Consider the following 24,846-nt stretch of genomic DNA (forward strand, 5'->3'; position numbering starts at 1 on the left):
CTCCTACAGTGAGGCGGTTGTCAGAACAGGAAATATCGCTGCGCCATCGGCAACACATCCGCCGGTTCACACCACAGCAATACGCCATCGGCCTTGACCTGATACGTCTGCGGATCCACTTCGATATCCGGCAGGTAATCGTTATGGATCAGGTCGGTCTTCTGCACATCACGGCAGCCCTTGACCACCGCAATCTGCTTTTTCAAACCCAGGGCCTCGGGCAGGCCGGCCTCCTGCGCGGCCTGGCTGATAAAGGTCAGGCTGGTGGCATGCAGTGAGCTGCCGAAGCTGGCGAACATCGGCCGGTAATGCACTGGCTGCGGGGTGGGAATCGAAGCGTTGGCATCGCCCATCAGGCTCGACGCAATCGCGCCACCCTTGAGGATCAGCGTGGGCTTGATCCCGAAGAACGCCGGGCGCCACAGCACCAGATCGGCCCATTTGCCGACTTCGATGGAACCGACGATATGGCTGATGCCATGGGTGATCGCCGGGTTGATGGTGTACTTGGCGATATAGCGCTTGGCGCGAAAGTTGTCGTTGCCCGGGCCATCACCGGGCAGGGCGCCGCGCTGTTTTTTCATCTTGTCGGCGGTCTGCCAGGTGCGCGTGATCACTTCGCCGACGCGGCCCATGGCCTGGCTGTCGGAGCTGATCATCGAGAACGCGCCGAGGTCGTGCAGGATATCTTCGGCGGCAATGGTCTCGCGGCGGATGCGGCTTTCGGCGAAGGCCACGTCTTCGGCGATGCTCGGGTCCAGGTGATGGCAGACCATCAACATGTCCAGGTGTTCGTCGATGGTGTTGCGGGTGAACGGCCGCGTCGGGTTGGTGGAGCTGGGCAGCACGTTCGGCAAGCCGCAGGCCTTGATGATGTCCGGTGCATGCCCGCCACCGGCCCCTTCGGTGTGGTAGGTGTGAATGGTGCGGCCCTTGAGCGCGGCGAGGGTGGTTTCGACGAAGCCGGATTCGTTGAGGGTGTCGCTGTGGATTGCCACCTGCACGTCGTATTCATCGGCGACGCTCAGGCAGTTATCGATGCTGGCGGGCGTGGTGCCCCAGTCTTCGTGCAGCTTCAAGCCAATGGCGCCGGCCTTGACCTGTTCGATCAACGGCTCGGGCAGGCTTGCGTTGCCCTTGCCGGTAAAACCGATGTTCATCGGGAACGAATCACTGGCCTGCAGCATGCGCGCCAGGTGCCAAGGCCCTGAGGTGCAGGTGGTCGCGTTGGTGCCGGTGGCAGGTCCCGTGCCGCCGCCGATCATGGTGGTGACGCCACTGGTCAGCGCCTCTTCGATCTGCTGCGGGCAGATGAAATGCACATGGGAGTCGATACCGCCGGCGGTGAGGATCATGCCTTCGCCGGCGATCACTTCGGTGCTGGCGCCGATGGCCATGGTCACGCCGGGCTGGATGTCGGGATTGCCGGCTTTGCCAATGGCGTGGATGCGGCCGTTCTTGAGACCCACGTCGGCCTTGACGATGCCCCAGTGGTCGATGATCAGCGCGTTGGTGATCAGGGTGTCGACCACTTCATGGGCGAGCAACTGGCTTTGGCCCTGACCGTCACGGATCACCTTGCCACCGCCGAATTTCACTTCTTCGCCATACACGGTGAAGTCCTGCTCCACTTCGACGAACAACTCGGTGTCGGCCAGGCGGACCTTGTCGCCAACGGTGGGGCCGTACATGTCGGCGTAGGCTTGGCGGGTGATTTTCATGTGTGGTTGCCCTGATAGAAATGTGTTGAATGTGAGATCGCTATCGGGGGCAAGCCCCCTCCCACCTTTGATTTGTGAACACCGTCAAAATGTGGGAGGGGCGGTGCGACGATTCGACTTGCCCCCGATGAGGCCCTAAAGGTCGCCCATGATCCGACCGGCAAACCCAAACACCCGGCGCCCACCGCTCAAGTCCACCAGCTCGACCTCCCGACTCTGCCCCGGCTCAAACCGCACCGCCGTGCCCGCCGGAATATTCAGGCGCATGCCACGGCTCGCGGCGCGGTCGAAGGTCAGCGCATCATTGGTCTCGAAAAAATGATAATGCGAGCCCACCTGAATCGGTCGGTCGCCGCTGTTGGCCACGCTCAGGCTGATGGTGCGCCGGCCCACGTTCAGTTCGATCTCGCCAGGCTGGATCTGGAATTCGCCAGGAATCATGCAGGTTGCCCCAGGGTCTTGAAGTAAATGGCGGTCGGGCTGTAGCGCCCGTCCGGGCTTTGGCAGTAGTCGGGCAATTCGCCGACCTTGGTGTAGCGCAGCGACTGGTAGAAGGCCTCGGCGCCGGAGCCGGCTTCGGTGTCGAGGTAGAGCAAGCCGCGCTTGTGCTGGCGTGCGGCGAGTTCCAGGGCATTCATCAATTGCTGCCCCAGGCCGTGGCGCCGCGCATTGCTGTGCACCAGCAGCTTCTGCACCTCGGCACGGTTCAGGCCATTGGCTTTCTGGCACAGGGCCAACTGCACGCTGGCGACCACCTGCTCATCGCGCACCACTACCCACAGCAACAGGCTGGCGTCTTCGATGCCGGCTTGCACACCGGTCAGGTAGGCGCGGGCCTGGGTCTCATCGAAGTCGGCCATGAAGCCCACCGAGGCGCCATGTCGGACCGCGTCCAGCAACAGCTCGATCAAGCCGAGGCGGTAATGGGCAAAGCTTTCAGCATTGACTCGACGCAGTTGCGCAGCGCTCATCGATCTCACTCCTTGGGCGGTTCGGCGCCCGGGTTCAAGGCCAGTTGCATAAAGGTCAGGTCGAGCCAGCGGCCGAACTTGATACCCACTTGCGGCATCTGCCCGGTGGTGATGAAACCCAGGCGTTCATGCAGGTGGATCGAGGCCAGATTGCCGCTTTCGATGGCCGCCACCATTACCTGTTTGCCGCCGCTGCGCGCGCGTTCGATCAGGGCCTGCAGCAAGCGCGGGCCGAGGCCCTTGCCGCGCTGGTCGTTGCGCACGTACACCGAGTGCTCGACGCTGTAGCGAAAGCCTTCGAAAGGCCGCCAGTCGCCGAACGAGGCGTAGCCGGTGACTTCGGCGTTTTCCACCGCCACCAGGATCGGATAGCCCTGGGCCTGGCGGGCGCTGAACCACGCCTGGCGGTTAGCCAGGTCGACCGGCTGTTCGTTCCAGATCGCCGTGGTGTTCAACACTGCGTCGTTGTAGATATCGCGGATTGCCGGCAGGTCTTGCTCGGTAGCATCACGAATCATTGCCGCGCCTCACGCAATGGGTTGATGAACGGTGACCAGCTTGGTGCCGTCCGGGAAGGTGGCTTCGACCTGGATGTCCGGGATCATTTCCGGAATGCCTTCCATCACTTGTTCACGGCTGAGCAAGGTCGTGCCGTAGTGCATCAGGTCGGCCACAGTGCGGCCATCGCGGGCGCCTTCCATCAGCGCGGCGGAAATATAGGCGATGGTTTCCGGGTAGTTGAGCTTCACCCCACGCGCCAGGCGGCGTTCGGCTACCAGGCCGGCGGTGAAGATCAGCAGTTTGTCTTTTTCCCGTGGGGTCAAATCCATGGTTCAGTCCGTCGTGAAATACATTCATAAATACAATGAAGATCAAGTGTGGGAGGGGGCTTGCCCCCGATGGCGGTGGTTCAGTGACAAATGCATTGCCTGACACTCCGCTATCGGGGGCAAGCCCCCTCCCACATGTGATCTTCATGTGCTCCAGATTCTGGGTGATACCGCTTCGCGGCCCAATACGGCGGGGCGCAACAGTTTCCATAATTCAATCAACCATCCCCGCGCCAGCAGCGCTTCGCTGGCCAGGCAGCGCGCAACCAGCAAACCGGGCAGTTGGGTCAAATCGCCGCGCACCGCGTTGGGCAGTGAACGGCAGTGTTCGAGCAATTGAGCATCGATTTCACCGGTCACCAGCAGTGTGGCAAACACCGGTTGCCCATCCAGCCCGATAGGCGAATCCAGCAGCCCATCGCCGCCCACAATGCGCTGGCGCTCATGCCAGAGCAACTGGCCGTCGCGACGGATATCAAGGTGCGATTGAAAGTGGCCGAGGTCGAACCGTTCGCCGCTGGCCGGGCGCCCGAGGGCGACCACGTCCCAGTAGAACAACCGCGCATCGCCGTGCAGGTCGATGCGCGTGCTGAGTTCGGCCTGGGCGGCGCTGAATACGATGGTTTCCTGGGGCAGCCATTCCAGGGTCGCGCCGGCCTCCACGCGCAAATTCAACTGCTGAAACGCCGGGCCGCTGGCGCGGTACCACTTGGCCGCGCCGGGGCTGGTCAATTGCGCCCAGGCGCCTTGGGCAACCTGTGCGCTGATATCGAGTCGATCACCGCCGGCAATGCCGCCGGGCGGGTGCACGATGATGTGCTGGCACACCTCGGGGCCTTCGGCGTACAGGTGTTTTTGCACGCGCAGCGGGCCGAGGTGACGGCGCAGCACCGGGCGTGTGGTGTCGCCGAAACGCGCATAGCCCAATTCCAGCTCGGCGCGCCAGCTGGGGGTGAACAGGGCAGGGGTGACGGGGAGGTTCATGGTTTTGTGCTTATCGTTAGGACGCTACAGATTAGATGGTTACCAGTCCGCGTACACCCTCGCTTTGCATATTTTCCCCCCGGCCCTGCTGCACGATTTCGCCACGGGACATCACCAGGTACTGGTCGGCCAGTTCAGCGGCGAAGTCGTAGAACTGCTCCACCAAGAGAATCGCCATGTCACCGCGTGCCGCGAGTTTCTTGATCACCGCGCCGATTTCCTTGATCACCGAGGGCTGAATGCCTTCGGTGGGCTCATCGAGAATCAACAACCGCGGGCGACTCACCAAGGCGCGGCCGATGGCCAACTGTTGCTGCTGGCCGCCGGACAAATCCCCTCCGCGCCGGTGCTTCATCTGCAGCAACACCGGGAACAGCTCGTAGATAAAGGCCGGCACTTCCTTGGCTTGGGCACCGGGGAAGCGCGAAAGGCCCATCAGCAGGTTTTCTTCCACCGTCAGCCGGCCGAAAATTTCCCGGCCCTGGGGCACGTAGGCAATGCCAGCATGTACGCGCTGATGCGGCTTGAACCCGGTGATCGGCTTGCCCTCCCAGTTCACCGCGCCTTCCTTGGCCGGCAGCAGGCCCATCAGGCATTTGAGCAGGGTGGTCTTGCCCACGCCATTACGCCCGAGCAGGCAGGTGACTTCGCCGATCTGCACGTCAAACGACAGACCGCGCAGGATATGGCTACCGCCGTAGTACTGGTGCAGCTTGTCGACTTGCAGCATTCTCAAACCTCCTGATGAAAGGACGCGGAGCGTCCGGGGCGGCATTCCCACGCGGAGCGTGGGAACGATCAACCACCTTAGCGACCGAGGTAGACTTCGATCACCCGCTCATTTTCCTGCACCTGTTCCAGCGACCCCTCGGCCAACACGCTGCCCTGGTGCAACACGGTGACGTGGTCGGCAATCGAGCCGACAAAGCCCATGTCATGCTCCACCACCATCAACGAATGCTTGCCCGCCAAGCCCTTGAACAGTTCGGCGGTGAATTCGGTTTCGGCATCGGTCATGCCCGCCACCGGTTCGTCAAGCAGCAACAGTTGCGGGTCCTGCATCAGCAGCATGCCGATCTCCAGGAACTGCTTCTGCCCGTGGGACAGCAACCCGGCCGGGCGCTGCGCCGAGGCCGTGAGGCGGATGGTGTCGAGCACTTCGTCGATGCGGTCTTTCTGCTCGCCGCTCAAGCGCGCGCGCAGGCTGGCCCAGACGGACTTGTCGGTCTTCTGCGCCAGCTCGAGGTTTTCGAACACCGTGAGGGCTTCGAACACCGTGGGCTTCTGGAACTTGCGGCCGATACCCGCCTGGGCGATCTGCACTTCGCTCATGCCGGTCAGGTCCAGGGTTTCGCCGAACCAGGCCTTGCCGTGGCTGGGCCGGGTCTTGCCGGTGATCACATCCATCAGCGTGGTTTTGCCTGCGCCGTTGGGGCCGATGATGCAGCGCAGCTCGCCGACGCCGATGTACAGGTTGAGGTCGTTCAAGGCCTTGAAGCCATCGAAGCTGACGCTGATGTCTTCCAGGGTCAGGATGGTGCCGTGGCGGGTGTTCAGGCCCTTGCCCGCAGCCTGGCCGATGCCGATGGCCTCGCGGCCGCTGCCCGCGTCGAAAATAGGTTCAAGCATGACGTTCCTCATTTCTTCAGCAGGCCGATAACGCCCTTGGGCAGGTACAGGGTGACGAGAATGAACAACGCCCCGAGGAAGAACAGCCAATATTCCGGAAAGGCCACGGTGAACCAGCTCTTCATACCATTGACCACGCCGGCGCCGAGCAACGGGCCGATCAAGGTGCCACGCCCGCCAAGCGCCACCCACACGGCGGCTTCGATGGAGTTGGTCGGCGACATTTCGCTGGGGTTGATGATGCCCACTTGCGGCACATACAACGCCCCCGCCAAGCCGCACAACACTGCGCTCAATACCCACACGAACAGCTTGAAGCCGCGCGGGTCATAGCCGCAGAACATCAGACGGTTTTCCGCATCACGCAAGGCGGTGAGCACCCGGCCGAACTTGCTGCGGGCCAGGCGCCAACCGAGGTACAGGCTCGTCACCAGCAGCAGCACCGTGGCCACGAACAACACCGCCCGCGTGCCCGGCTCGGTGATGCCGAAGCCCAAGATGCTGCGGAAATTGGTAAAGCCGTTGTTGCCGCCGAACCCGGTCTCGTTGCGAAAGAACAGCAGCATGCCGGCAAAGGTCAGGGCCTGGGTCATGATCGAGAAATACACGCCCTTGATCCGCGAGCGGAAGGCGAAGAAGCCGAACGCCAGGGCCAGCAACCCCGGCGCCAGCACCGCCAGGCACAGCGCCCACCAGAAGTGTTGGGTGCCCGCCCAGTACCAGGGCAATTCAGTCCACGACAAGAAGGTCATGAACGCCGGCAGCGCATCGCCGGACGCCTGGCGCATCAGGTACATGCCCATCGCATAACCGCCCAGGGCGAAGAACAGACCGTGGCCCAGGGACAACATCCCGGCGTAGCCCCACACCAGGTCGAGCGCCAGGGCGACGATGGCATAGCAGAGGATCTTGCCCACCAGCGTCAAGGTGTAGGCGGAGATATGAAAGGCGTTTTCCGCCGGCAACAGCGACAGCAACGGCAGCGCCAGCAGCACCGCGAGCAGGATCGCGCCGACGGTGATCGTCACCTTGGGGCCGGCTTTCTGTGCTGCCGTAAGCATCAATGGCTGGTTCATCAGTCGATCACCCGTCCTTTCAGTGCGAAGAGTCCTTGCGGGCGTTTCTGGATAAACAGAATGATCAGCGCGAGGATCAGGATCTTGCCGAGCACGGCGCCGATCTGCGGTTCAAGAATCTTGTTGGCGATGCCCAGGCCGAAGGCCGCCGTGACGCTGCCGGCGAGCTGGCCCACACCGCCGAGCACCACCACCAGGAACGAGTCGATGATGTAGCTCTGGCCCAGGTCCGGGCCGACGTTGCCGATCTGGCTCAGGGCGACGCCGCCCAGCCCCGCGATGCCGGACCCCAAGCCAAAGGCGAGCATGTCTACCCGCCCGGTCGGCACACCGCAGCAGGCGGCCATGTTGCGGTTCTGGGTGACGGCGCGCACGTTGAGACCCAGGCGCGTCTTGTTCAGCAACAGCCAGGTCAGCACCACCACGAACAGCGCAAAGGCAATGATCACCAGGCGGTTGTACGGCAGCACCAGGTTGGGCAGCACCTGAATGCCCCCGGACAGCCAGGCGGGGTTGGACACTTCGACGTTCTGTGCGCCGAACACCAACCGCACCAGTTGGATCAGCATCAGGCTGATGCCCCAGGTGGCGAGCAGGGTTTCCAGCGGGCGGCCATACAGGTGACGAATCACCGTACGCTCCAGCGCCATGCCGATGGCGGCAGTGACAAAAAACGCCACCGGCAGCGCGATCAGCGGGTAGAACTCGATGGCCTGGGGCACGTAGCGCTGCATCAGCAGCTGCACGACATAGGTGGAATAGGCGCCGAGCATCAGCATCTCGCCGTGGGCCATATTGATCACCCCCAGCAGGCCGAAGGTGATCGCCAAGCCCAGGGCCGCGAGCAGCAGAATCGAGCCCAGCGACATGCCGCTGAAGGCTTGACCAAGGATCTCCCCGATCATCAATTTGCGTTTGACCTGAGCCAGGCTGGTTTCGGCGGCGGTGTGCACGGTGGCTTCGGTTTCGACGCCGGGCGCGAGCAAGGCTTCGAGGCGAGTGCGGGCCAGCGGATCGCCCGTGCTGCCGAGCAAGCGCACGGCGGCCAGGCGCACCACCGGGTCGCTGTCGACCAGTTGCAGGTTGGCCAGGGCCAGGCTGAGGGCGCTGTGCACTTGCTCATCGGGCTCGGTGGCGAGCCGTTGGTCGAGGAATTTAAGCTGGGCCGGCACCGCGCTTTTTGCAAGGTGCGCGCCGCATCAAGGCGTACCTTGGGATCGGCCGCAAGCAGTCGCTGGCTGGCCTGTACATTCTCGATCAGGCCGCGCAGGCGGTTGTTCAGACGTACGGTCTTGGTTTCACCGTTGACGGTGAGTTGGCCTTGTTGCAGGGCGTCCACCAGTTCGATGCGCGCCGGGTCTGGCTGGGCGGCCCAGTCCTGAAGGAGCTTGGCTTGCTGCGCCGGGTTGGCGTTGATGAAGTCTTCGGCGTCGCTGGCGTGTGCGGCCAAAGGCAGCCACAGCAGCAAGGCGAGGAAATAGCGATTGAGGGCAGCGGGCATAAACAAGTGTCCTAGTCATGCACGGACAGTGTGGGAGGGAGCAAGCCCCCTCCCACATTTGGCCTGTGGTGGGGCTTTAGTTACTCTTCACGGCGTAGTCCGGCTTTTTTTCATTGCCCGGAATGTAAGGGCTCCACGGTTGTGCTCGAATCGGCTCATTGGTCTGCCACACCACCGAGAACTGCCCGTCAGCCTGGATTTCGCCGATCATCACCGGCTTGTGCAGGTGGTGGTTGGTCTTGTCCATGGTCAGGGTGAAGCCGGACGGAGCGGCGAAGGTCTGGCCGGCCAGGGCTTCACGCACTTTGTCGACGTCGGTGGAGTTGGCCTTCTGCGCCGCCTGCGCCCACATGTGGATGCCCACGTAGGTGGCTTCCATCGGGTCGTTGGTCACGGCCTTGTCTGCGCCTGGCAGGTTGTGTTTCTTGGCGTAGGCTTTCCAGTCAGCCACGAACTTCTGGTTCACCGGGTTCTCCACCGACTGGAAGTAGTTCCAGGCCGCGAGGTTGCCCACCAGTGGCTTGGTGTCGATGCCGCGCAGCTCCTCTTCACCCACGGAGAACGCCACCACCGGTACATCGGTCGCCTTCAGGCCCTGGTTGGCCAGTTCCTTGTAGAACGGCACGTTGGAGTCGCCGTTCACGGTGGAAATCACTGCGGTCTTGCCGCCGGCGGAGAATTTCTTGATGTTGGCGACGATGGTCTGGTAATCGCTGTGGCCGAACGGGGTGTAGACCTCTTCGATGTCTTTGTCCGCCACGCCTTTGGAATGCAGGAACGAGCGCAGGATCTTGTTGGTGGTGCGCGGGTACACATAGTCGGTGCCCAGCAGGAAGAAGCGCTTGGCGCCACCGCCTTCTTCGCTCATCAGGTATTCCACCGCCGGGATCGCCTGCTGGTTCGGCGCCGCGCCGGTGTAGAACACATTCGGCGACATCTCTTCGCCTTCGTATTGCACCGGGTAGAACAACAGGCCATTGAGCTCTTCGAACACCGGCAAGACCGATTTGCGCGACACCGAGGTCCAGCAACCGAACACCACGGCGACCTTGTCCTGGGTCAGCAACTGGCGGCCTTTCTCGGCGAACAGCGGCCAGTTGGACGCGGGGTCGACCACCACCGGCTCAAGCATCTTGCCGTTCACACCGCCCTTGGCGTTGATCTCGTCGATGGTCATCAGCGCCATGTCCTTGAGCGAGGTTTCGGAGATCGCCATGGTCCCGGACAACGAGTGCAGGATGCCGACCTTGATGGTCTCGGCGGCCTGGAGGGTCCAGGTCATGCCCATGGCGGCAATGGATGCCGACAAAGTGAAAGCCTTGATCAAGCTGCGACGCTTCATGGTGCGATCTCCGTAAAACCGATAGTTTTTGTTGGGCAGATACACACGACTTTGCAAGGGCTGTGCCTGCTACGCGAGGCACAGGATTACAGGCGGGTTCGGGAGGCGCTCAGGCACAGTGGCGCACCAGCATGGCGCCACATTCCGTTGTGGAGTGCACGGCAAGCTTCAAAACAGGGCGTTGCGCAATCCACTACTAAGCGGTGACGCTGACCCGTGACAGGAGCAGTCGGTCCAGCACCCACACGACGATCAGCGAAGCGCCCACCAACGGGAAAATGATTGCCAGGCCGAGCATGATCGCCATGGCAGTTTTCCATCTGGGCAAATCATGACGCAGGGGCGGCACACCCAGCCCACCCTGCGGCCGACGCTTCCACCAGATCACCACGCCACTCACCGCGCTGAGCAGGATCATCAGGCAGATCACCAGCACGATCAGTTGGTTGACCCAGCCGAACATCTTGCCTTCGTGCAACATCACGCCGGTTTCGGTGGCGCGTGCGACGCCGTTGTAATCTGCCCAGCGCACGTCGGCGAGCACCTTGCCGGTGTACTGGTCCACATGCAGTGTGGCGTCGTTGCGTGGGTCGTCGGCGAACACCGCGACCGTGAACACGCCCGTGGCCGTGGTGGGGAAGGTGATGCTGTAGCCGGGCTCGACCTTGCGCGCCGTGGCCAGGTCGACCACCTGTTGCAGGCTGACGCTGGGCGCGGCGGGGCCTGCATGCATGGCGCCGTGGTTCATGTGTTCGGCGTGATCGCCCGACATCGGCATCGGCGTGTTTTCCATGGCCCAGGGCACGGTCTGCTGGCTGGCGGTATTGAGCGTGCGCGCCTGCTGGTCCGATTGCGGCACGTTGTTCCACATCGCCGCCGGGAAGGTGTTCCACAGGTCGGCGTATTGCTTGCCCCAGAACCCGGTCCAGGTCATGCCGCTGAGCAGCATCACCAGCAGAAATGCCGCGCCCCAGAAACCGGCGACGGCGTGCAGGTCGCGCCAGAACAACCGCCCTCGGCTGCCCAGGCGTGGCCATAACACACCCGCCGATGACTGACCGCGCGGCCACCACAGGTACAGGCCGGACACCACCAGCATCACGCCCCAACCGGCAGCGAGTTCAATCAGACGATCGCCCGTGGTGCCGATCATCAGCTCGCCATGCAGGGCGCGGGCGATGGCTTGCAGGTTGTTCTTGGCGTCCTGCTCACCGAGCACGGTGCCGCGATACGGGTCAACGAATACAGTGATTTCGCGGCCTTGGTGTTGCATCACGAACTGCGCGCTGGCGGTGGCATCGGCGGGCGGCAGGTATTTGCTGATCGCGGCCTGGGGGTAAGCGGCCTTGGCCCGTTGCAGTTGCGCGTCGGCGCTCAGTGCCTGCGCGGCGGCGGGTACTTTGAGCAGGTCGCCGTACATCAGGGGATCGAGCTGGGGTTTGAACAGGTAGATGATGCCGGTCAGGGCCAGCAGCACCATGAAGGGGGCGACGAAGAGCCCGGCGTAGAAGTGCCAGCGCCAGGCCAGGTTGTAGAAGGAGATTTTTTGAGTGGTCATCGAGGGCTCCGCAAGGCTTTGGTTTATTTATGTCAGTTACACCGCCATCGGGGGCAAGCCCCCTCCCACACTTGACTGTGTTCACAAGGCTCAATCTGTGAACCTGATCAATGTGGGAGGGGGCTTGCCCCCGATGCTTTTAGAAGCTCATATCCACCTTGGTCCAGAGGGTTCGCCCCGGCTCCTTGATGGCTTGCGGGTCGCTGGCCGGGTAGCCGAACCCGGCATTCCCCGCCAGGTTCAAATGCTCGGCATAAGCCTTGCCGAACAGATTGTCGACACCAGTACTGACCTTGAAGTTTTTATTGATGCGGTACGCCGCATTCAGTGAGAACACACCAAAGCCGCCGCTCTTGTCGAAGTCCTTGCCGACCACATTGCCCTTGTTCGGGTCGATACGGTTTTGCGCCGCGACCACGCGCCACAAGGCCCCGGCGCTCCAGTCATCTTCGCTGTAGGTCAGGCCCAGGCGCGCATCCAGCGGCGGCATCTGTGGCAGTGCCTTGCCGTCGCTGCTGTTCTTGCCCCAGGCGTAGGCGAGGCTGGCGTCGGCTTTCCAGTGTTGCGTCAGTGTGTAGGCCGCACCCAGTTCACCGCCCATGATGCGCGCGTCGACATTGCGCGCCTGGGAGGTGGTGCCCATCATGCCGGGCCGGTAGTCGAACAGGATGAAGTCGCGCACCTGGCCGACGTAAGCCGAGGCCCAGGCTTGCAGGTCGGCGGTTTTGTATTGCGCGCCGACATCCAGCTGGGTGGTCTTCTCGGGCTTTACGCCGTCAAAGGCATTGGCCGAGCCGAGCGCGCCGGTGTTGGGGGAAAACAGCTCCCAGTAATCCGGGAAGCGTTCGGCGTGACCCACGCCGGCATACAGCGTGGTGGGGGTGTCCGCCAGGTCGTGCTCGTAGCGCACAAAGCCGGACGGCAAGGTATCGGCGCGGGTGTCGCCAGCGGTCGGGTTGGGGCGCGACATCATTCCCGAGCCCGTGCGTTGGCGAAAGTCCTTGGCCGAGGCGCGGTCCAGGCGTGCGCCGGTGATCAGGCGGTCGCGGTCGGCGGCGTACCAGGTCAGCTCGCCAAATACGCCGTAGTTGTGGAAGTTGGCGTCCTTGTCGCGCGGCAGGTCCTTGTAGGTGTCGACGCCCATGCTGCTGCGCGCGCGGTGTTCGTTGGTCTGCGCGTCCAGGCCGCCGATCAACTGCACATCGGCCCAGCGCCACGTGGCCTTGACCCTTGCACCGAGGGTGCGGCGGTCGACGTTGGAGGCCATGGGCCCGGCCATCATGCCGGTGCCGGACGGTACGCGCAGACTGTAGTTGTCCATCACGTGGTCGGCGTAGTTGTAGTAGACCTGGGCCTCAAGCTTATCCAGCACCTCGCCGAGGTTGGACTTCTCGAAGCGCAGCCCCAGGCTTTCGCGCAGGAACTGCGACCCGTCCATGCCGCGTCCGGCGTAACGTGCCTCGCCGTCGCCACGGCCGGCGGTGAGCTCGAGCAGCGTATCCGCGTCGGGGGTGAAGCCGACAGCGACGTCGCCGTTCCATTTGTCATAGCGCGACGCGACCGTGTCGTTGTTGCCGTCCTTGTAATCGTCGGCGTGGGCCTGGTTGCCGATCACCCGCACATAGCCCAGCGGCCCGCCGGCAGCGGCATCGATGACCTTGTCGAAACGGCCGTTGGAACCGGCCAATACGCTGGCGTTGAGCCGCGTGCCCAGCTCGCCGAAGTGTTCCGGCTCACGCTCGAACAGCACGGTGCCGGCTGACGCACCGGGGCCCCACAGCACGGTTTGCGGGCCCTTGATCACGGTGAGCTTGTCGTAGGTTTCCGGCGAGATGTACGAGGTGGGCGCATCCATCCGGCCGGGGCAGGCGCCGAGCATCATGCCACCGTTGGTGAGGATATTCAGGCGCGAGCCGAACATGCCGCGCAGCACCGGGTCGCCATTGGTGCCGCCGTTGCGTACCAGGGCGAAGCCGGGGATGGTCTTGAGGTAGTCGCCTCCATCACTGGCGGGTACCGGCTGGCGTGGGTCTTTCGGGTTGGTGACAACGGTGAGTGGCGAGCTGGGGGCGATCGCGGTGATCACCGTGGGGCTCAACTCGTGTTCCTCCGCGTGGGCCTGCGAAGCAAGCAGTGCGCCGCACAGTACGGCAAAAACAGGGGCAACCCCCAAACGGGTGTCGACAGGAAACCTGGACATGAAAAATTCCATCAATCAATCGTAAACGACACGGCCAGCAGCCTGCGGCTGTCTGTTAAAAGTCGGCCGGTGTGAAGTAACGCGATGTGGGGCTTACGAGGCGATGGGCGGCGCACGACTGCGGGCGCCGGGGAAGATGCTTTGCCGGGCATGGCCCAGGCGCGGGGCGGGGGGAAGGGCGTTGGCGGGCGGCGGGGCGTCGAGGGCGATGAAGGACACGCCGCCGGGCAGGGCCGGGCAACTGAAGAGCAGGCTGCAATAGCCGCACTTTTCCCAGAGTACGTGGTGCTCGTCGGGGGCCTTGGTGGGCTTGGGCTCGCCATGGCAGCTCGGCATGTCCATCGACATACCGGCGTGATGATCCATCGGCATCGCTTGGGAAATCAGCGGGCCGATAAAGATCATCAGCATGGCGAACAGGCTGATCCAACTGCCACGCATCAAGCGCGGGCGTGGAGACAACCTGGCGCGAGAGGCGCCCATCGAGGTCAGCCTATTGGGCGTGCTGATGCGCGTGGGCGGCCACCGGCGGCGTTTTCTGCACCGATACGTTCACGTCGACCTTGCCGGCCTTTTCAAAGGTCAGGGTCAGCGGGAACTGCTTGCCGTCGGCCAACAGGCTGCGGTCTTTGAGGCCCAGCAGCATGACGTGGTAAGCCATCGGCGCGAAGGTCAGCTCGCCCTTGGCCGGCACGGCGACGCTGGGCACTTCGCGCATCTTCATCAGGTCGCCTTGCATCACATGCTCGTGCAACTCGGCTTTTTCGGCGACGCTGGTTTCGACGCTGAGCAGGCGGTCCGGGGAAGCGCCGCTGTTATGAATCACGAAGTACGCTGCGACGGTGGGCGCATTCGGCGGCAATTCCTGGGACCAGGGATCGCTGACCAACAGGTCGCCGACCTTGTAGTCATCGGCATTGGCGGCACTGAACACCGGCAGCAGCAACGCCGCCAGAAGCAGGGAAGATTTGAGCATGGCAGTTCTCCAGAACAGTTCTAAACGCAGTTCACTTGCGAAGCAGATCAGACCGTTGGAGAGGCGCGGGGGTTGAGGCTCGGCCATTGCTGGCGTGGCGTGGGGTTTTGCAAGGCAGGCGCGGGCAGGCTGCGCAGTGCTTCGAATCGTGTGACATACAATTGCGGCACATGCCCCGGCAACGCCACCCACGACGCCGAACCTGAGCAACACCAGCAATGCTGCATGGCAGAGTGATCATCCGGCGCCGCCGGAACCTCCAGCGAGCCTAGGGCGAGCGTCTGCAGGCTGGCGCCGTTGGACGAACAGAAACTGCCCCACATCAACCGCTTGACCGGGTCATCCACCTGCTGCATCGCACCGGCCAGCGGCATGGCAAACGCATTGAACAGCACTGCAAGGCAGGCGATCCAGGCAATTGCAAAGCGTTGACGGGCCATGGCGGATAATCCGTAGGGTTAAACGATCAGGCGGGTATTTAGCCTGATCGGGGGGATAAGTAAAAAGGGGCGGTGTGGTTTGGTGTCGCAGTGCCGGGTTTGAGGATAGACGGGGAATCGAGGGAGTGCCGATCAACAAGGCAACACAGGTCCAGTGTGGGAGGGGGCTTGCCCCCGATAGCTGAGTGTCAGTCAGCCCATGTACGGCTGACACGTACCCATCGGGGGCAAGCCCCCTCCCACATTTGGATTCGATTGTTCCCACGCTCTGCGTGGGAATGCAGCCCAGGACGCTCTGCGTCTGCTCTAGTAATTGTGACGCGCAGCGTCACGGGATGCGTTGCCACGCGGAGCGTGGCAACGATCAAATCTCGTTGGACGTTTATGCAATGGGAACTCCGTGGACCTGCATATCGACACCTAAGGCTTTTCTAATCACTGCAAAAATCGCCGCGAGGTTATCCATACTAGGATTGCCGCCGGCTGACAGCATCCGGTGCAGGCTTTTACTCGGTTTGGCGGTTTCTTTCGCCAGGCCTTCAAAGCCCACTGTGGCGTTGACCAAATCACGTAGAATCACGCGCGAAATTTCCGGCTCACCATTGAGAAACAGCGTAGCGGCCTCATCAAGGAGCGCTTGGGCAAATTCAGGGTCGCGCTGAGCACGTTCGGCGATGGTGTGTTTGTAGCTGCGGGTAAGCGCCATGTTGGTTACCTCTTTTGTTTCAATTTCTTGCCACGCTGATGCTCATTGATCAGCGACTTTACGACTTTGATATCGCGTTTTTGACTGGACTTGTCGCCACCCCCGAACAGGATGATTAATCGGTGGCCTTCTTGTATCAGATAGATTCGCAGGCCTGGTCCCCAATCGATGCGGTATTCGCCTAGCCCATCGAACCACTTGATGTTGCTGGTGTTGCCCGTTTCAAGTCGAACCAAAGCGGTTGAAACTCGAGCTGCCGCTGGGACACTCAAAGATGAAAACCACTCATCGAACGGACTGGATTCGTTAGCGCGTCGGTATTCTTCAATCTCAATCATTAGCCGTCCTGAAGGTAACAAATAGGTTACTGATCAAGCAAGCGAGCGATCCTGACTTATCAAATGAAATTTGCCAACGAGCTGAGTGTTTCTTCAGGCGACAGGAGTTGTCTACTTGAGCCAATATCGGTGGCTTTGGACGCTCTGCGTCCGTTTTCAAGTCGCAACGTGGGAGCGTCACAAGATGCATTTCCCACGCGGAGCGTGGGAACGATCAAGTAAAAAAGGGAAATGTGGTTGGATGTCGCAGTGCTATCAGATTGCTGTGACGTGAAGCTTGAGACCCAAGGCCTTCATTACTTTCATGACAGTCGCGAACTCGGGATTGCCAGTGCTGGAGAGGGCTTTGTACAGACTTTCTCGTCCGAGGCCGGCATCGCGGGCTACCTGCGTCATGCCTTGGGCGCGGGCGATGTCGTTGAGAGCAGTACGAATCAAAAGACCATCACCCGCATCATCTTCGAAGCAGGTCTCCAGATATGCGGCCATCTCCAAAGGTGTATTCAAATATTTTGCCGCGTCGAAGCGGGTAAAGGACTCGCTCATGATTTATTCCTCGCTACCAGATTCGATCGTTCCCACGCTCTGCATGGGAATGCCGCCCAGGACGCTCTGCGTCTGCTCTAGTAATTGTGACGCGGAGCGTCACGGGATGCGTTGCCACGCGGAGCGTGGGAACGATCAAACAGAAATCTCCGACAACTCTTTGAGGTTGCCGGTAGGAAACTCAATCTCTAGTCTCCGTACACCGCTGCAAACTCAGCGGTCGGGCGTCGCGGCTCGGATTGATTAAGCATTGCCTCCTTTCAGTTGACGCTTTTTTATCGTCTACTGTGCGGCGCTATGGTGGCTGTGCGCGGGATACCTTCGGGTATGCCGGCTTCCTTAATCTCCGGTCCGCGAACCTGCGCACAGCTGCCACCCCCATCGCGTCGCGGCGATTAGTTGGCAGCTCCACTTAGATTAAGGAGCTTCACAATGATCAAACCCACCCCAAATCCCCCCATCCGGCTGTTCACCGTGGTCGATGGAGTCAGCACCGAAGACCTGCTGGTCAACCTCAGCGAAACACTCGCCTCGGCCAATGCGCTGAGTTGCGACATTGCCTTTAACCTGGAAGGCGCACCACGCGAGGAATTGCTGGGCGTTGCGCAGTTGATCGAGCTGGCGCAATTGCTTGCTGACAGGGTGCACGAAGGTGTAGGGCAGGCTGCAAGTCGTTAACAAGTTCGATGAGCGATCGTTCCTGCGCTTAAGCGTGGGAATGATCGTGTGGCAGGTATCAGACCTCCCAGCTGGCTTCCCGTATATGATTGAAATTAACGACATCTACGCAGTGCTGATGAGCAAACCCTGCGACCCTGAGATCATCAGTCAAAACCAGATAATTATCTTTTGCTGCGGCAACAATGCCGACGTCGGTAAGACCGTAGGGCGATAGCTCATAATCACGACTTATATCCAAGGCTGGATTATGAATCTCGATTATTGTTGACAGTGAATTTTTTAATGTTGAATAAAAATCGCGCAGCTTGCTTCCATGAAGTCCGTTTGTAAGGTTGCTGACTTCAGCGAGTATGTGAGGGGTTGCAACAAGTTTTTCGAACTGATCAATCACTTTGAGTAGAAGTTGATAGTCGTCATCGCTGTAGCCGCGTGTTCTCTTGAACGCTACGATGCTGGACGTTCCGCCTATCAGGGCCAGGAGTAACAAATTAGTGTCAACGATGAGTCCTTTTCTTCGATATTGCTTGATATAGGCCTCTATCATACTTCGCGAATCTTCATGGAGCGGAACTCGCCAGTCTCCGAGTCAATGATGAATGTTTTGTATTTTCGTGCATACATGTGTCCCGCTAGAGATGCACCTAGCCGTTCATATTGATTGGGGTTGGGAACATTGAAGCCCAGTGTAATTGCCCAGGTTTTATTATCTGGATTTAACTCTACTTCCTCGAGCATCAGGTCTTGTAGGGCTGTCTCTTGTCCGAGAAAGTCGTTTGCGGCTGCCTTGGCAACTTGGACGGCTTCTTTAACTTCTATCATGTCAGCTCCTGAATATCCTTGGGTCTGGCTTGAACTGTTCCTGGAGTTTAGCACTTCGTGTTGTGGGTTCATCGCCGTCCCTTGTAGCAACAATAGATTGGATAAAGGTGGCGGATGATCCTGATCTATCGAATGAAATCTGCCAACGAATCGATTGTTTCCGCGGGCGACAAAAGCTCCCTGTCCACCGCCAACAACACCGGCCGCTTCAACACCAACACCGGCACCCCGCGTTCCCGCGCCACTTCCAGCTTCGGCTCGGTGGCTGTGCTGCCACTGTTCTTGCTGATCAGCACATCAATCCCGCGTCGTTCAAACAGCGCACGTTCGTCTTCAAGCAGGAACGGACCGCGTGCGCCAATCACTTCACAGCGATCATTGCCCGGATACACATCCAGCGCGCGCAGCGTCCAGAATTGGTTGGCGGGGATTTCGTCGAGGTGCTGCAACGGTTCGCGACCCAAGGTGAAGAGGGGACGATTGAACGGTTTGAGTGCTTCGATCAGCTCGGCCCAATCACTGACCTCACGCCAATCGTCACCGGCCTGCGGCTGCCACGCTGGTCGGCGCAACGCCCAGCAGGGGACACCGCACAACTGCGCCGCCTGTGCCGCGTTCTGGCTGATCTGCGCCGCGTATGGATGGGTCGCATCGAGGATCAGACTGATCCCCGCATCCCGAACAAACTGCGCCAAGCCCTCAGCGCCACCGTAACCGCCGACCCGCACTTGGCAGGTGAGATCGGTCGGCACACGTCCCACGCCCGCCAGGCTGTAGATATGTTCCGGCCCTAACGTCCGCGCGATGGCCAGCGCTTCGGTCACGCCACCCAGCAGCAGAATCCTTTTCATAGCGGCTTGACCACTTCCAGCAAGGTAATCGGCAGCGCCTGGCGCCAGGTATCGAACTCTCCCAGCGGCTGCGCCTGGGCCACATGGACGCGCGTCAGTTCGCCGCCGTGCTCCGCGCGCCAGTTCATCAGGGTCATTTCACTTTGCAGGGTTACGGCGTTGGCGACGAGTCGACCACCGGGGCGCAGCTGTTGCCAGCAACTGTCGAGCACGCCGTCGCGGGTGACGCCGCCGCCGATGAAGATGGCGTCGGGTGTCGGCAGGCCATGCAAAGCGTCCGGGGCGGTGCCGCGTACCAGGTGCAGGCCGGGCACGCCGAGGGCGTCGCGATTGTGTTCGATCAAGTCTTGGCGGCCTGCGTCGGCTTCAATCGCCAGTGCGCGGCAACTGGGATGAGTGCGCATCCATTCGATACTGATGGAACCGCTGCCTGCGCCCACGTCCCACAGCAGCTCGCCAGGCATGGGGCCAGGCGCGCGAGGGTCATGGCGCGCACATCGCGCTTGGTCAGTTGGCCGTCGTGCTTAAAGGCGCTATCCGGCAGGCCTGCCAGGCGCGACAGGCGTGGCGTGTCGGGCGAGGCCAGGCACTCGATGGCGACCAGGTTCAGATCGGCGGCCGAGTGGTGCTGCCAATCCTCGGCCAGGCCGTCGATACGTCGCTCATTCGCCCCGCCCAAGTGTTCAAACACGCTCAATCGGCTCGGCCCGAACCCGGCCTCGGTCAACACAGCAGCGATCAACGCAGGGCTGCCACCGTCATTACTCAGCACTAACACGCGCACACCGCTGGCCAGATGCGCGTTGATTGCCGCGACGGGCCGCGCCACCACGGATAACGTCACCACGTCCTGTAACGGCCAGCCCAAACGCGCGGCTGCAAGGGATACCGACGACGGCGCGGGCACAATCAGCAACTCTTGCGCCGCAATCTGTCGCGCCAGACTTGCGCCCACGCCATAAAACATCGGGTCGCCGCTGGCGAGCACACACACAGGCGTACCGCGCCGCGCCAGTACCGGTTCCAGGGAGAACGGGCTCGGCCACAACTCGCGCTCACCGCGAATGCACACCGGCAACAGGTCCAACTGGCGCTGCGCCCCTATAATCCGCGTGGCGCGCAGCAAGGCGTGCCGGGCGTTTCTTCCCAGGCCCTTGAAGCCGTCTTCACCGATGCCTACTACCGTCAGCCAGGGCGACATATCAATTCCTTGAACGACATCCGACGGGCAGGCTTTTCATGCCGTCGGACAAAGCAGGCATAATACCGCGCCTTTACCCGTCAACCGGAAGCCCCGTGAACCCAACGCCCGCTCTGAATACCTTGCGCCCCTCGGCTTGTCCGGGGTTGTTGCGCATCGTCCAGGCGCTGGACGGCGGTATTTGTCGGATCAAACTGGCCGGTGGCTCGATCACCGCGGCCCAAGCCAACGCCGTGGCGGACGCTGCCCAGGCGTACGCAGGCGGGGTGATCGAGGCGACCAACCGCGCCAACCTGCAGATTCGCGGGATCGGCGCCGAGCAGGAGGCCTTGATCGCGATGTTGCTGGCGGCAGGCCTCGGCCCGAGCAATGCGGGCGGTGATGACGTGCGCAACCTGATGCTCAGCCCCAGCGCCGGCATCGACCCGCAGATGCTGTTCGACACGCGCCCACTGGCCGGGCAGATCCTCGCCACCCTGGAAAACCATCCACGCTTTCATGAGCTGTCGGCCAAATTCGCCGTGCAGCTGGATGGCTTCGAGGCCTTGGCGATGCTCGAACATCATCATGATCTGTGGCTGTCGGCCTTCGAACAGGCGGGTGAAACCCTGCTCGCGTTCGGCATGGCCGGCTGTCCTGGGCTGAATGCACCGTTGGCCGCTGTGCGCCTGGACCAAGGCCATGCCCTGGTGGTGGCCGTGCTCGAAGCCTTTCTCGACCTGGCCACGCCGGAACAAACGCGCATGCGCCAGCTGGTTGTAGATAACTTACTGAGCCGCCTGGGCCTGCCGCTACTGCCGGCGGATGGCTTCAACCGCCCGGCCAGCAGCGCGTCAGGCCATCCGGGCAGTTATCCACAGCGCCAGCAAGGCCGGTTCTATGTCACCGCCGTCGCGCCATTGGGCCGCCTGGACTCGGCGATGCTCAAGGGCGCTGCACAGCTGGCCTGCGAGTATGGCGACGCCACCTTGCGGTTCACCCCTTGGCAGGGCGTGCTGCTGCCTAACCTCACACAGCCAGGCGTGGTGACCGAGCAGTTGGCGCAACTGGGCTTTCTCTGCGCAGCCGACCAGCCCCTGGCGCGGATGATCGCCTGCACCGGTTCCAGCGGCTGCGGCAAAGGCTTGTCGGATACCAAGGCCGACGCCGTGCAATTGGCCGCCCTGCAACCGGGTCACGACGTTCACTTGTCCGGCTGCCCGCGCTCCTGCGCCGCCGCACACACCGCGCCGGTCACCTTGCTGGCGGTGAGCCCCGGCCACTACGACCTCTATTTTCGCGACGCTGCTCATCCAGGTTTTGGCCGGCTGCACGCGCGCACTCTTTCTATTGACGCGGCGGGCGCCTTGCTGCGCGCTCGCCCACGGAGCAACACCGATGATTGATTACATCCGCGACGGTCAGGAGATCTATCGCAACTCCTTCGCCATTATTCGCGCGGAGGCCAACCTGGCGCGTATCCCGGCGGATCTGGAGAAACTCGCGGTGCGGGTGATTCATGCATGCGGCATGGTCGAGGCCATCGACGGCCTGCAATTTTCCGACGGCGCAGGCAAGGCCGGGCGCGACGCGCTGGCGGCGGGCGCACCGATTTTATGCGATGCGCGGATGGTCTCCGAAGGCGTGACCCGTGCGCGCCTGCCGGCCAACAACAAGGTGATCTGCACCCTGCGTGACGACAGCGTGCCGGAGCTGGCGCGCGAGCTTGGCAACACACGCTCCGCCGCTGCCCTGGAACTCTGGCGCCCGCATTTGGCCGGCAGCGTGGTGGTGATCGGCAACGCACCGACCGCCCTGTTCTACCTGTTGGAAATGCTCGACGCCGGCGCGCCGAAACCGGCGTTGATCCTCGGTTTTCCGGTAGGTTTTGTCGGTGCCGCCGAATCCAAGGCGATGCTCGCCGCCGATAGCCGTGGCGTGCCGTTCGTGATCATGCAGGGCCGCCTGGGTGGTAGCGCCATGGCCGCCGCCGCCGTCAATGCGCTCGCCACGGAGGTTGAATAATGCCTGCACGCGGACGTCTGATCGGCCTGGGCGTAGGGCCCGGTGACCCGGAACTGATCACCCTCAAGGCCCTGCGCCTGCTGCGCGAATCGCCGGTGGTGGCGTACTTCGTGGCCAAGGGCAAGAAGGGCAATGCCTTCGGCATCATCGAAGACCACCTGGTGCCCCAGCAAACCCTGATGCCGCTGGTGTACCCGGTGACCACCGAGGCGCTGCCGGCGCCGCTGTCCTATGAGCAGGTGATCAGCGATTTCTACGACACGGCCAGCGTCGCCGTGGCCGCGCATCTGGATGCCGGCCGCGATGTGGCGGTGATCTGCGAAGGCGACCCGTTCTTCTACGGCTCTTATATGTACCTGCATGACCGCCTCGCCGAACGCTATGAGGCGCAGGTCATCCCGGGCGTGTGTTCGATGCTGGGCGGTGCTTCGGTATTGGGCGCGCCGCTGGTGTATCGCAATCAGAGCCTGTCGGTGCTCTCTGGCGTGTTGCCCCACGATGACCTCAAGCGCCGACTGGCGGACGCGGATGCGGCGGTGATCATGAAGCTGGGGCGCAACTTTCCCAAGGTGCGCCAGGTATTGGAAGAACTCGGTCTGGCCGGGCGCGCGCTGTACGTGGAGCGCGCCACCATGGCCAATCAGAAAATCGTGCCGCTGGATCAGGTGGAGCCGATGTCGTCGCCGTATTTCTCGTTGATCATCGTGCCCGGTGAACGGTGGCAAGGTTGATGAGCCCGGCGATTGTCATTCTGGGCCAGGGCAGCCTGGCGACCGCGCGCAGGATCCAGCAACTTTACCCGGCTGCGCTGATCCATGGCCTGGATGGTCGGGTTGAGGGGGCAGACCAACGCTACAGCGAATTCGGCGCCACCCTGCGCCAGCTCTACCAGCAAGGCACGCCGCTGATTGCGCTGTGCGCCGCCGGCATTGTGATCCGTACCCTCGCGCCGCTCTTGCTCGAAAAAGGCGAGGAGCCGGCCGTGCTGGCCGTCGCCGAAGACGGCAGCGCCGTGGTGCCGCTGCTGGGTGGCCTGGGCGGCGTGAATGTGATGGCGCGCGAGATTGCCGCCGCATTGGGCGTGGCAGCGGCGATCACCACCAGCGGCGAGTTGCGGTTCGGCACCTGCCTGCTCAACCCGCCCAAGGGTTACGAGCTGGCGGACCTGGAGCTGGGCAAGCGCTTCGTCTCGGACCTGCTGGCCGGTGAAAGCGTGCGCATCGAAGGCGCGGCGCCCTGGCTGGAGCAGGCCAATTTGCCGCAGGATCCACAGGCCCGCCTGGCGATTCATGTGGGCAGTGCCGAGCGTACGCCTGCCGCCAACGAATTGCTGATCTACCCGAAGACGGTGTGCGTCACCTGCAAGCCCGGTGCGCACCTGGCGGCACGTGTGCGCACGGCCTTGCAGGAGGCGGGCGTTGCCGTGCAAGCGCTGGCGTGCCTGCTGGCGAGCGACACGCAGATGGCCGAAGCCTCGTTGCATGAGGCCGCGTCGGAGCTGGGTGTGCCGCTGCGCTTTGCCAAGCTTGAGCCGCACGCGGACATCACCCTCAGCGTGGCCGAGCAGCCGGTGGATGTGTCACAGGTTGGCCGCCCGCGTGGCCGTCTCGCCGTGATCGGCCTTGGCCCTGGCGCCGCTGACTTGATGGTGCCGGCCGTCAAGGCCGAGTTGGCGCGCTGCACCGATGTGCTGGGCTACGAAACCTACGTGCGCATGGCCGGGCCGTTCCGTGACGACCAGGTGCAGCATTGCACGGACAACCGCGAAGAAATGCAACGCGCACGTCACGCCTTCGAACTGGCCGCCCAAGGGCGCTCGGTGGTGGTGGTGTCGTCTGGCGACCCCGGTGTATTCGCCATGGCCGCTGCGGTGATCGAGGCGTTGCATGAGTCCAGCGACCCGGCCTGGCATCAGGTCGACCTGCAGATCCTGCCTGGCGTCTCGGCTTCCCTGGCCACCGCTGCCCAGGCGGGCGCGCCGCTGGGGCATGATTTCTGTGTGATGTCGCTGTCGGATAACCTCAAGCCCTGGTCGATCATCGAAAAGCGTCTGGACCTCGCGTCCCAGGCCGACCTGGCGCTGGCGTTCTACAACCCGATTTCCCGTGCGCGCCCGTGGCAACTGGGGCGTGCGCTGGAGATCGTCGCCCAGCACCGCACGCCTGAAACACCGGTGGTACTGGGCCGTGATATCGGTCGCCCCGGCCAGACGCTGCGCGTCACCACGCTGGGCCAGCTCACCCCGGACCAGGTGGATATGCGCACCATGGTGCTGGTTGGCTCGTCCACCACCTGCACCTTTGCGCGTGCCGGCGGCGGGGAGTGGGTGTACACACCGCGCTGGTACGGCGGTAAACCCGTCTCCTGAAAACGCCTCGGCGGTGGTCCGAAAGCTCCGAATGACTCAAGGACTTTCCTGTAGTCATCCGGGGCTTTTTCTTTTTTTCACGGCGAAACCATGAAGCCCTTCGT

At 62.3% G+C, this 24,846-nt stretch carries 26 protein-coding genes and 2 pseudogenes; 5 read left to right on the forward strand and 23 right to left on the reverse strand.

Translation table 11 applies throughout. The features are described from left to right. Window positions 1-20: 20 nt before the first annotated feature. The 19 genes and pseudogenes from ureC to C4J93_RS03020 form a co-directional block, all read right to left on the reverse strand. Complete coding sequence (gene ureC, locus C4J93_RS02930; protein WP_124428542.1) at window positions 21-1,721, reverse strand: urease subunit alpha; 1,701 nt, start codon at window positions 1,719-1,721, stop codon at window positions 21-23. 135 nt (window positions 1,722-1,856) lie between these two features. Continuing rightward, window positions 1,857-2,162, reverse strand: coding sequence for an urease subunit beta (locus C4J93_RS02935; protein ID WP_124428543.1), 306 nt, complete (start codon window positions 2,160-2,162; stop codon window positions 1,857-1,859). Further along, window positions 2,159-2,692, reverse strand: coding sequence for a GNAT family N-acetyltransferase (locus C4J93_RS02940; protein WP_124428544.1), 534 nt, complete (start codon window positions 2,690-2,692; stop codon window positions 2,159-2,161). Before C4J93_RS02940 ends, C4J93_RS02935 begins: the two co-directional genes overlap by 4 nt. Window positions 2,693-2,697: 5 nt before the next feature. Beyond that, window positions 2,698-3,210: a GNAT family N-acetyltransferase gene (locus C4J93_RS02945; protein WP_124428545.1), complete on the reverse strand. Its 513-nt coding sequence runs from the start codon at window positions 3,208-3,210 to the stop codon at window positions 2,698-2,700. A 9-nt stretch (window positions 3,211-3,219) separates the two neighbouring features. Beyond that, window positions 3,220-3,522 carry an urease subunit gamma gene (gene ureA, locus C4J93_RS02950; RefSeq protein WP_003171437.1) on the reverse strand — a complete coding sequence of 101 codons (303 nt, stop codon included), beginning with the start codon at window positions 3,520-3,522 and terminating at the stop codon, window positions 3,220-3,222. Between the two features lie 144 nt (window positions 3,523-3,666). Continuing rightward, window positions 3,667-4,506, reverse strand: a complete 840-nt coding sequence (locus tag C4J93_RS02955) for an urease accessory protein UreD (protein ID WP_124428546.1) — start codon at window positions 4,504-4,506, stop codon at window positions 3,667-3,669. A gap of 31 nt (window positions 4,507-4,537) precedes the next feature. Further along, entirely contained in the window at window positions 4,538-5,236 is a 699-nt protein-coding gene (gene urtE / locus C4J93_RS02960) for an urea ABC transporter ATP-binding subunit UrtE (protein ID WP_124428547.1), read from the reverse strand. A 77-nt stretch (window positions 5,237-5,313) separates the two neighbouring features. Further along, a complete protein-coding gene (gene urtD, locus C4J93_RS02965) occupies window positions 5,314-6,147 on the reverse strand; it encodes an urea ABC transporter ATP-binding protein UrtD (RefSeq protein WP_164484508.1) in 834 nt (277 codons plus the stop codon). Further along, complete coding sequence (gene urtC, locus C4J93_RS02970) at window positions 6,144-7,211, reverse strand: urea ABC transporter permease subunit UrtC (protein WP_124428548.1); 1,068 nt, start codon at window positions 7,209-7,211, stop codon at window positions 6,144-6,146. The genes urtD and urtC overlap by 4 nt, the downstream gene beginning before the upstream one ends. Then, window positions 7,211-8,712 (reverse strand): annotated as a pseudogene (gene urtB, locus C4J93_RS02975) (urea ABC transporter permease subunit UrtB). Before urtB ends, urtC begins: the two are co-directional and overlap by 1 nt. A gap of 76 nt (window positions 8,713-8,788) precedes the next feature. Further along, a complete protein-coding gene (gene urtA / locus C4J93_RS02980; RefSeq protein ID WP_124428549.1) occupies window positions 8,789-10,054 on the reverse strand; it encodes an urea ABC transporter substrate-binding protein in 1,266 nt (421 codons plus the stop codon). A 196-nt stretch (window positions 10,055-10,250) separates the two neighbouring features. Further along, window positions 10,251-11,612, reverse strand: a complete 1,362-nt coding sequence (locus tag C4J93_RS02985; RefSeq protein WP_124428550.1) for a PepSY domain-containing protein — start codon at window positions 11,610-11,612, stop codon at window positions 10,251-10,253. Between the two features lie 139 nt (window positions 11,613-11,751). After that, a complete protein-coding gene (locus C4J93_RS02990; protein ID WP_124428551.1) occupies window positions 11,752-13,812 on the reverse strand; it encodes a TonB-dependent copper receptor in 2,061 nt (686 codons plus the stop codon). A 93-nt stretch (window positions 13,813-13,905) separates the two neighbouring features. Beyond that, window positions 13,906-14,295 (reverse strand): DUF2946 domain-containing protein, encoded by a 390-nt coding sequence (locus C4J93_RS02995; protein ID WP_124406175.1) that lies wholly within the window; start codon window positions 14,293-14,295, stop codon window positions 13,906-13,908. Between the two features lie 10 nt (window positions 14,296-14,305). Next, complete coding sequence (locus C4J93_RS03000) at window positions 14,306-14,788, reverse strand: copper chaperone PCu(A)C (RefSeq protein ID WP_124428552.1); 483 nt, start codon at window positions 14,786-14,788, stop codon at window positions 14,306-14,308. Between the two features lie 47 nt (window positions 14,789-14,835). Then, entirely contained in the window at window positions 14,836-15,228 is a 393-nt protein-coding gene (locus tag C4J93_RS03005) for a DUF2946 domain-containing protein (protein WP_124428553.1), read from the reverse strand. A gap of 382 nt (window positions 15,229-15,610) precedes the next feature. After that, window positions 15,611-15,934: a DNA-binding protein gene (locus tag C4J93_RS03010; protein ID WP_124365671.1), complete on the reverse strand. Its 324-nt coding sequence runs from the start codon at window positions 15,932-15,934 to the stop codon at window positions 15,611-15,613. Between the two features lie 5 nt (window positions 15,935-15,939). Next, a complete protein-coding gene (locus C4J93_RS03015; protein WP_124428554.1) occupies window positions 15,940-16,272 on the reverse strand; it encodes a type II toxin-antitoxin system RelE/ParE family toxin in 333 nt (110 codons plus the stop codon). A gap of 255 nt (window positions 16,273-16,527) precedes the next feature. Then, window positions 16,528-16,818: an addiction module antidote protein gene (locus tag C4J93_RS03020; protein ID WP_124428555.1), complete on the reverse strand. Its 291-nt coding sequence runs from the start codon at window positions 16,816-16,818 to the stop codon at window positions 16,528-16,530. 432 nt (window positions 16,819-17,250) lie between these two features. Between C4J93_RS03020 and C4J93_RS03025 the strand changes: the two genes are divergently transcribed. After that, on the forward strand, window positions 17,251-17,496 hold the full coding sequence (locus C4J93_RS03025) for a DUF6124 family protein (protein WP_124428556.1): 246 nt from the start codon (window positions 17,251-17,253) through the stop codon (window positions 17,494-17,496). A 58-nt stretch (window positions 17,497-17,554) separates the two neighbouring features. Here the strand turns inward: C4J93_RS03025 and C4J93_RS03030 are convergent, their stop codons facing one another. The 4 genes and pseudogenes from C4J93_RS03030 to cbiE all read right to left on the reverse strand — a co-directional run bounded on the left by C4J93_RS03030 (window position 17,555) and on the right by cbiE (window position 20,370). After that, window positions 17,555-18,043, reverse strand: a complete 489-nt coding sequence (locus C4J93_RS03030) for a PIN domain-containing protein (protein WP_124428557.1) — start codon at window positions 18,041-18,043, stop codon at window positions 17,555-17,557. Then, window positions 18,040-18,318 (reverse strand): hypothetical protein, encoded by a 279-nt coding sequence (locus C4J93_RS03035; protein WP_124369427.1) that lies wholly within the window; start codon window positions 18,316-18,318, stop codon window positions 18,040-18,042. Before C4J93_RS03035 ends, C4J93_RS03030 begins: the two co-directional genes overlap by 4 nt. A 125-nt stretch (window positions 18,319-18,443) precedes the next feature. Next, window positions 18,444-19,169: a cobalt-precorrin-6A reductase gene (locus C4J93_RS03040; protein WP_124428558.1), complete on the reverse strand. Its 726-nt coding sequence runs from the start codon at window positions 19,167-19,169 to the stop codon at window positions 18,444-18,446. Beyond that, window positions 19,166-20,370, reverse strand: a pseudogene (cbiE, locus tag C4J93_RS03045) (precorrin-6y C5,15-methyltransferase (decarboxylating) subunit CbiE). The gene C4J93_RS03040 and the pseudogene cbiE overlap by 4 nt, the downstream one beginning before the upstream one ends. Window positions 20,371-20,408: 38 nt before the next feature. On the opposite strand from cbiE, the gene cobG reads away from it, so the two are divergent. Genes cobG through cobJ form a run of 4 tightly spaced genes read left to right on the forward strand, consistent with a single transcriptional unit; the run spans window position 20,409 to window position 24,742 of the window. Continuing rightward, window positions 20,409-21,755 carry a precorrin-3B synthase gene (gene cobG, locus C4J93_RS03050; RefSeq protein ID WP_124428559.1) on the forward strand — a complete coding sequence of 449 codons (1,347 nt, stop codon included), beginning with the start codon at window positions 20,409-20,411 and terminating at the stop codon, window positions 21,753-21,755. Next, window positions 21,748-22,374, forward strand: a complete 627-nt coding sequence (locus C4J93_RS03055) for a precorrin-8X methylmutase (protein ID WP_124361086.1) — start codon at window positions 21,748-21,750, stop codon at window positions 22,372-22,374. The genes cobG and C4J93_RS03055 overlap by 8 nt, the downstream gene beginning before the upstream one ends. After that, window positions 22,374-23,105 carry a precorrin-2 C(20)-methyltransferase gene (locus C4J93_RS03060; RefSeq protein ID WP_124365677.1) on the forward strand — a complete coding sequence of 244 codons (732 nt, stop codon included), beginning with the start codon at window positions 22,374-22,376 and terminating at the stop codon, window positions 23,103-23,105. The genes C4J93_RS03055 and C4J93_RS03060 overlap by 1 nt, the downstream gene beginning before the upstream one ends. Beyond that, entirely contained in the window at window positions 23,105-24,742 is a 1,638-nt protein-coding gene (cobJ, locus tag C4J93_RS03065; protein ID WP_124428560.1) for a precorrin-3B C(17)-methyltransferase, read from the forward strand. Before C4J93_RS03060 ends, cobJ begins: the two co-directional genes overlap by 1 nt. Window positions 24,743-24,846: the final 104 nt, after the last annotated feature.

The organism is Pseudomonas sp. R2-37-08W (genome assembly GCF_003851705.1).
Lineage (GTDB): Bacteria > Pseudomonadota > Gammaproteobacteria > Pseudomonadales > Pseudomonadaceae > Aquipseudomonas.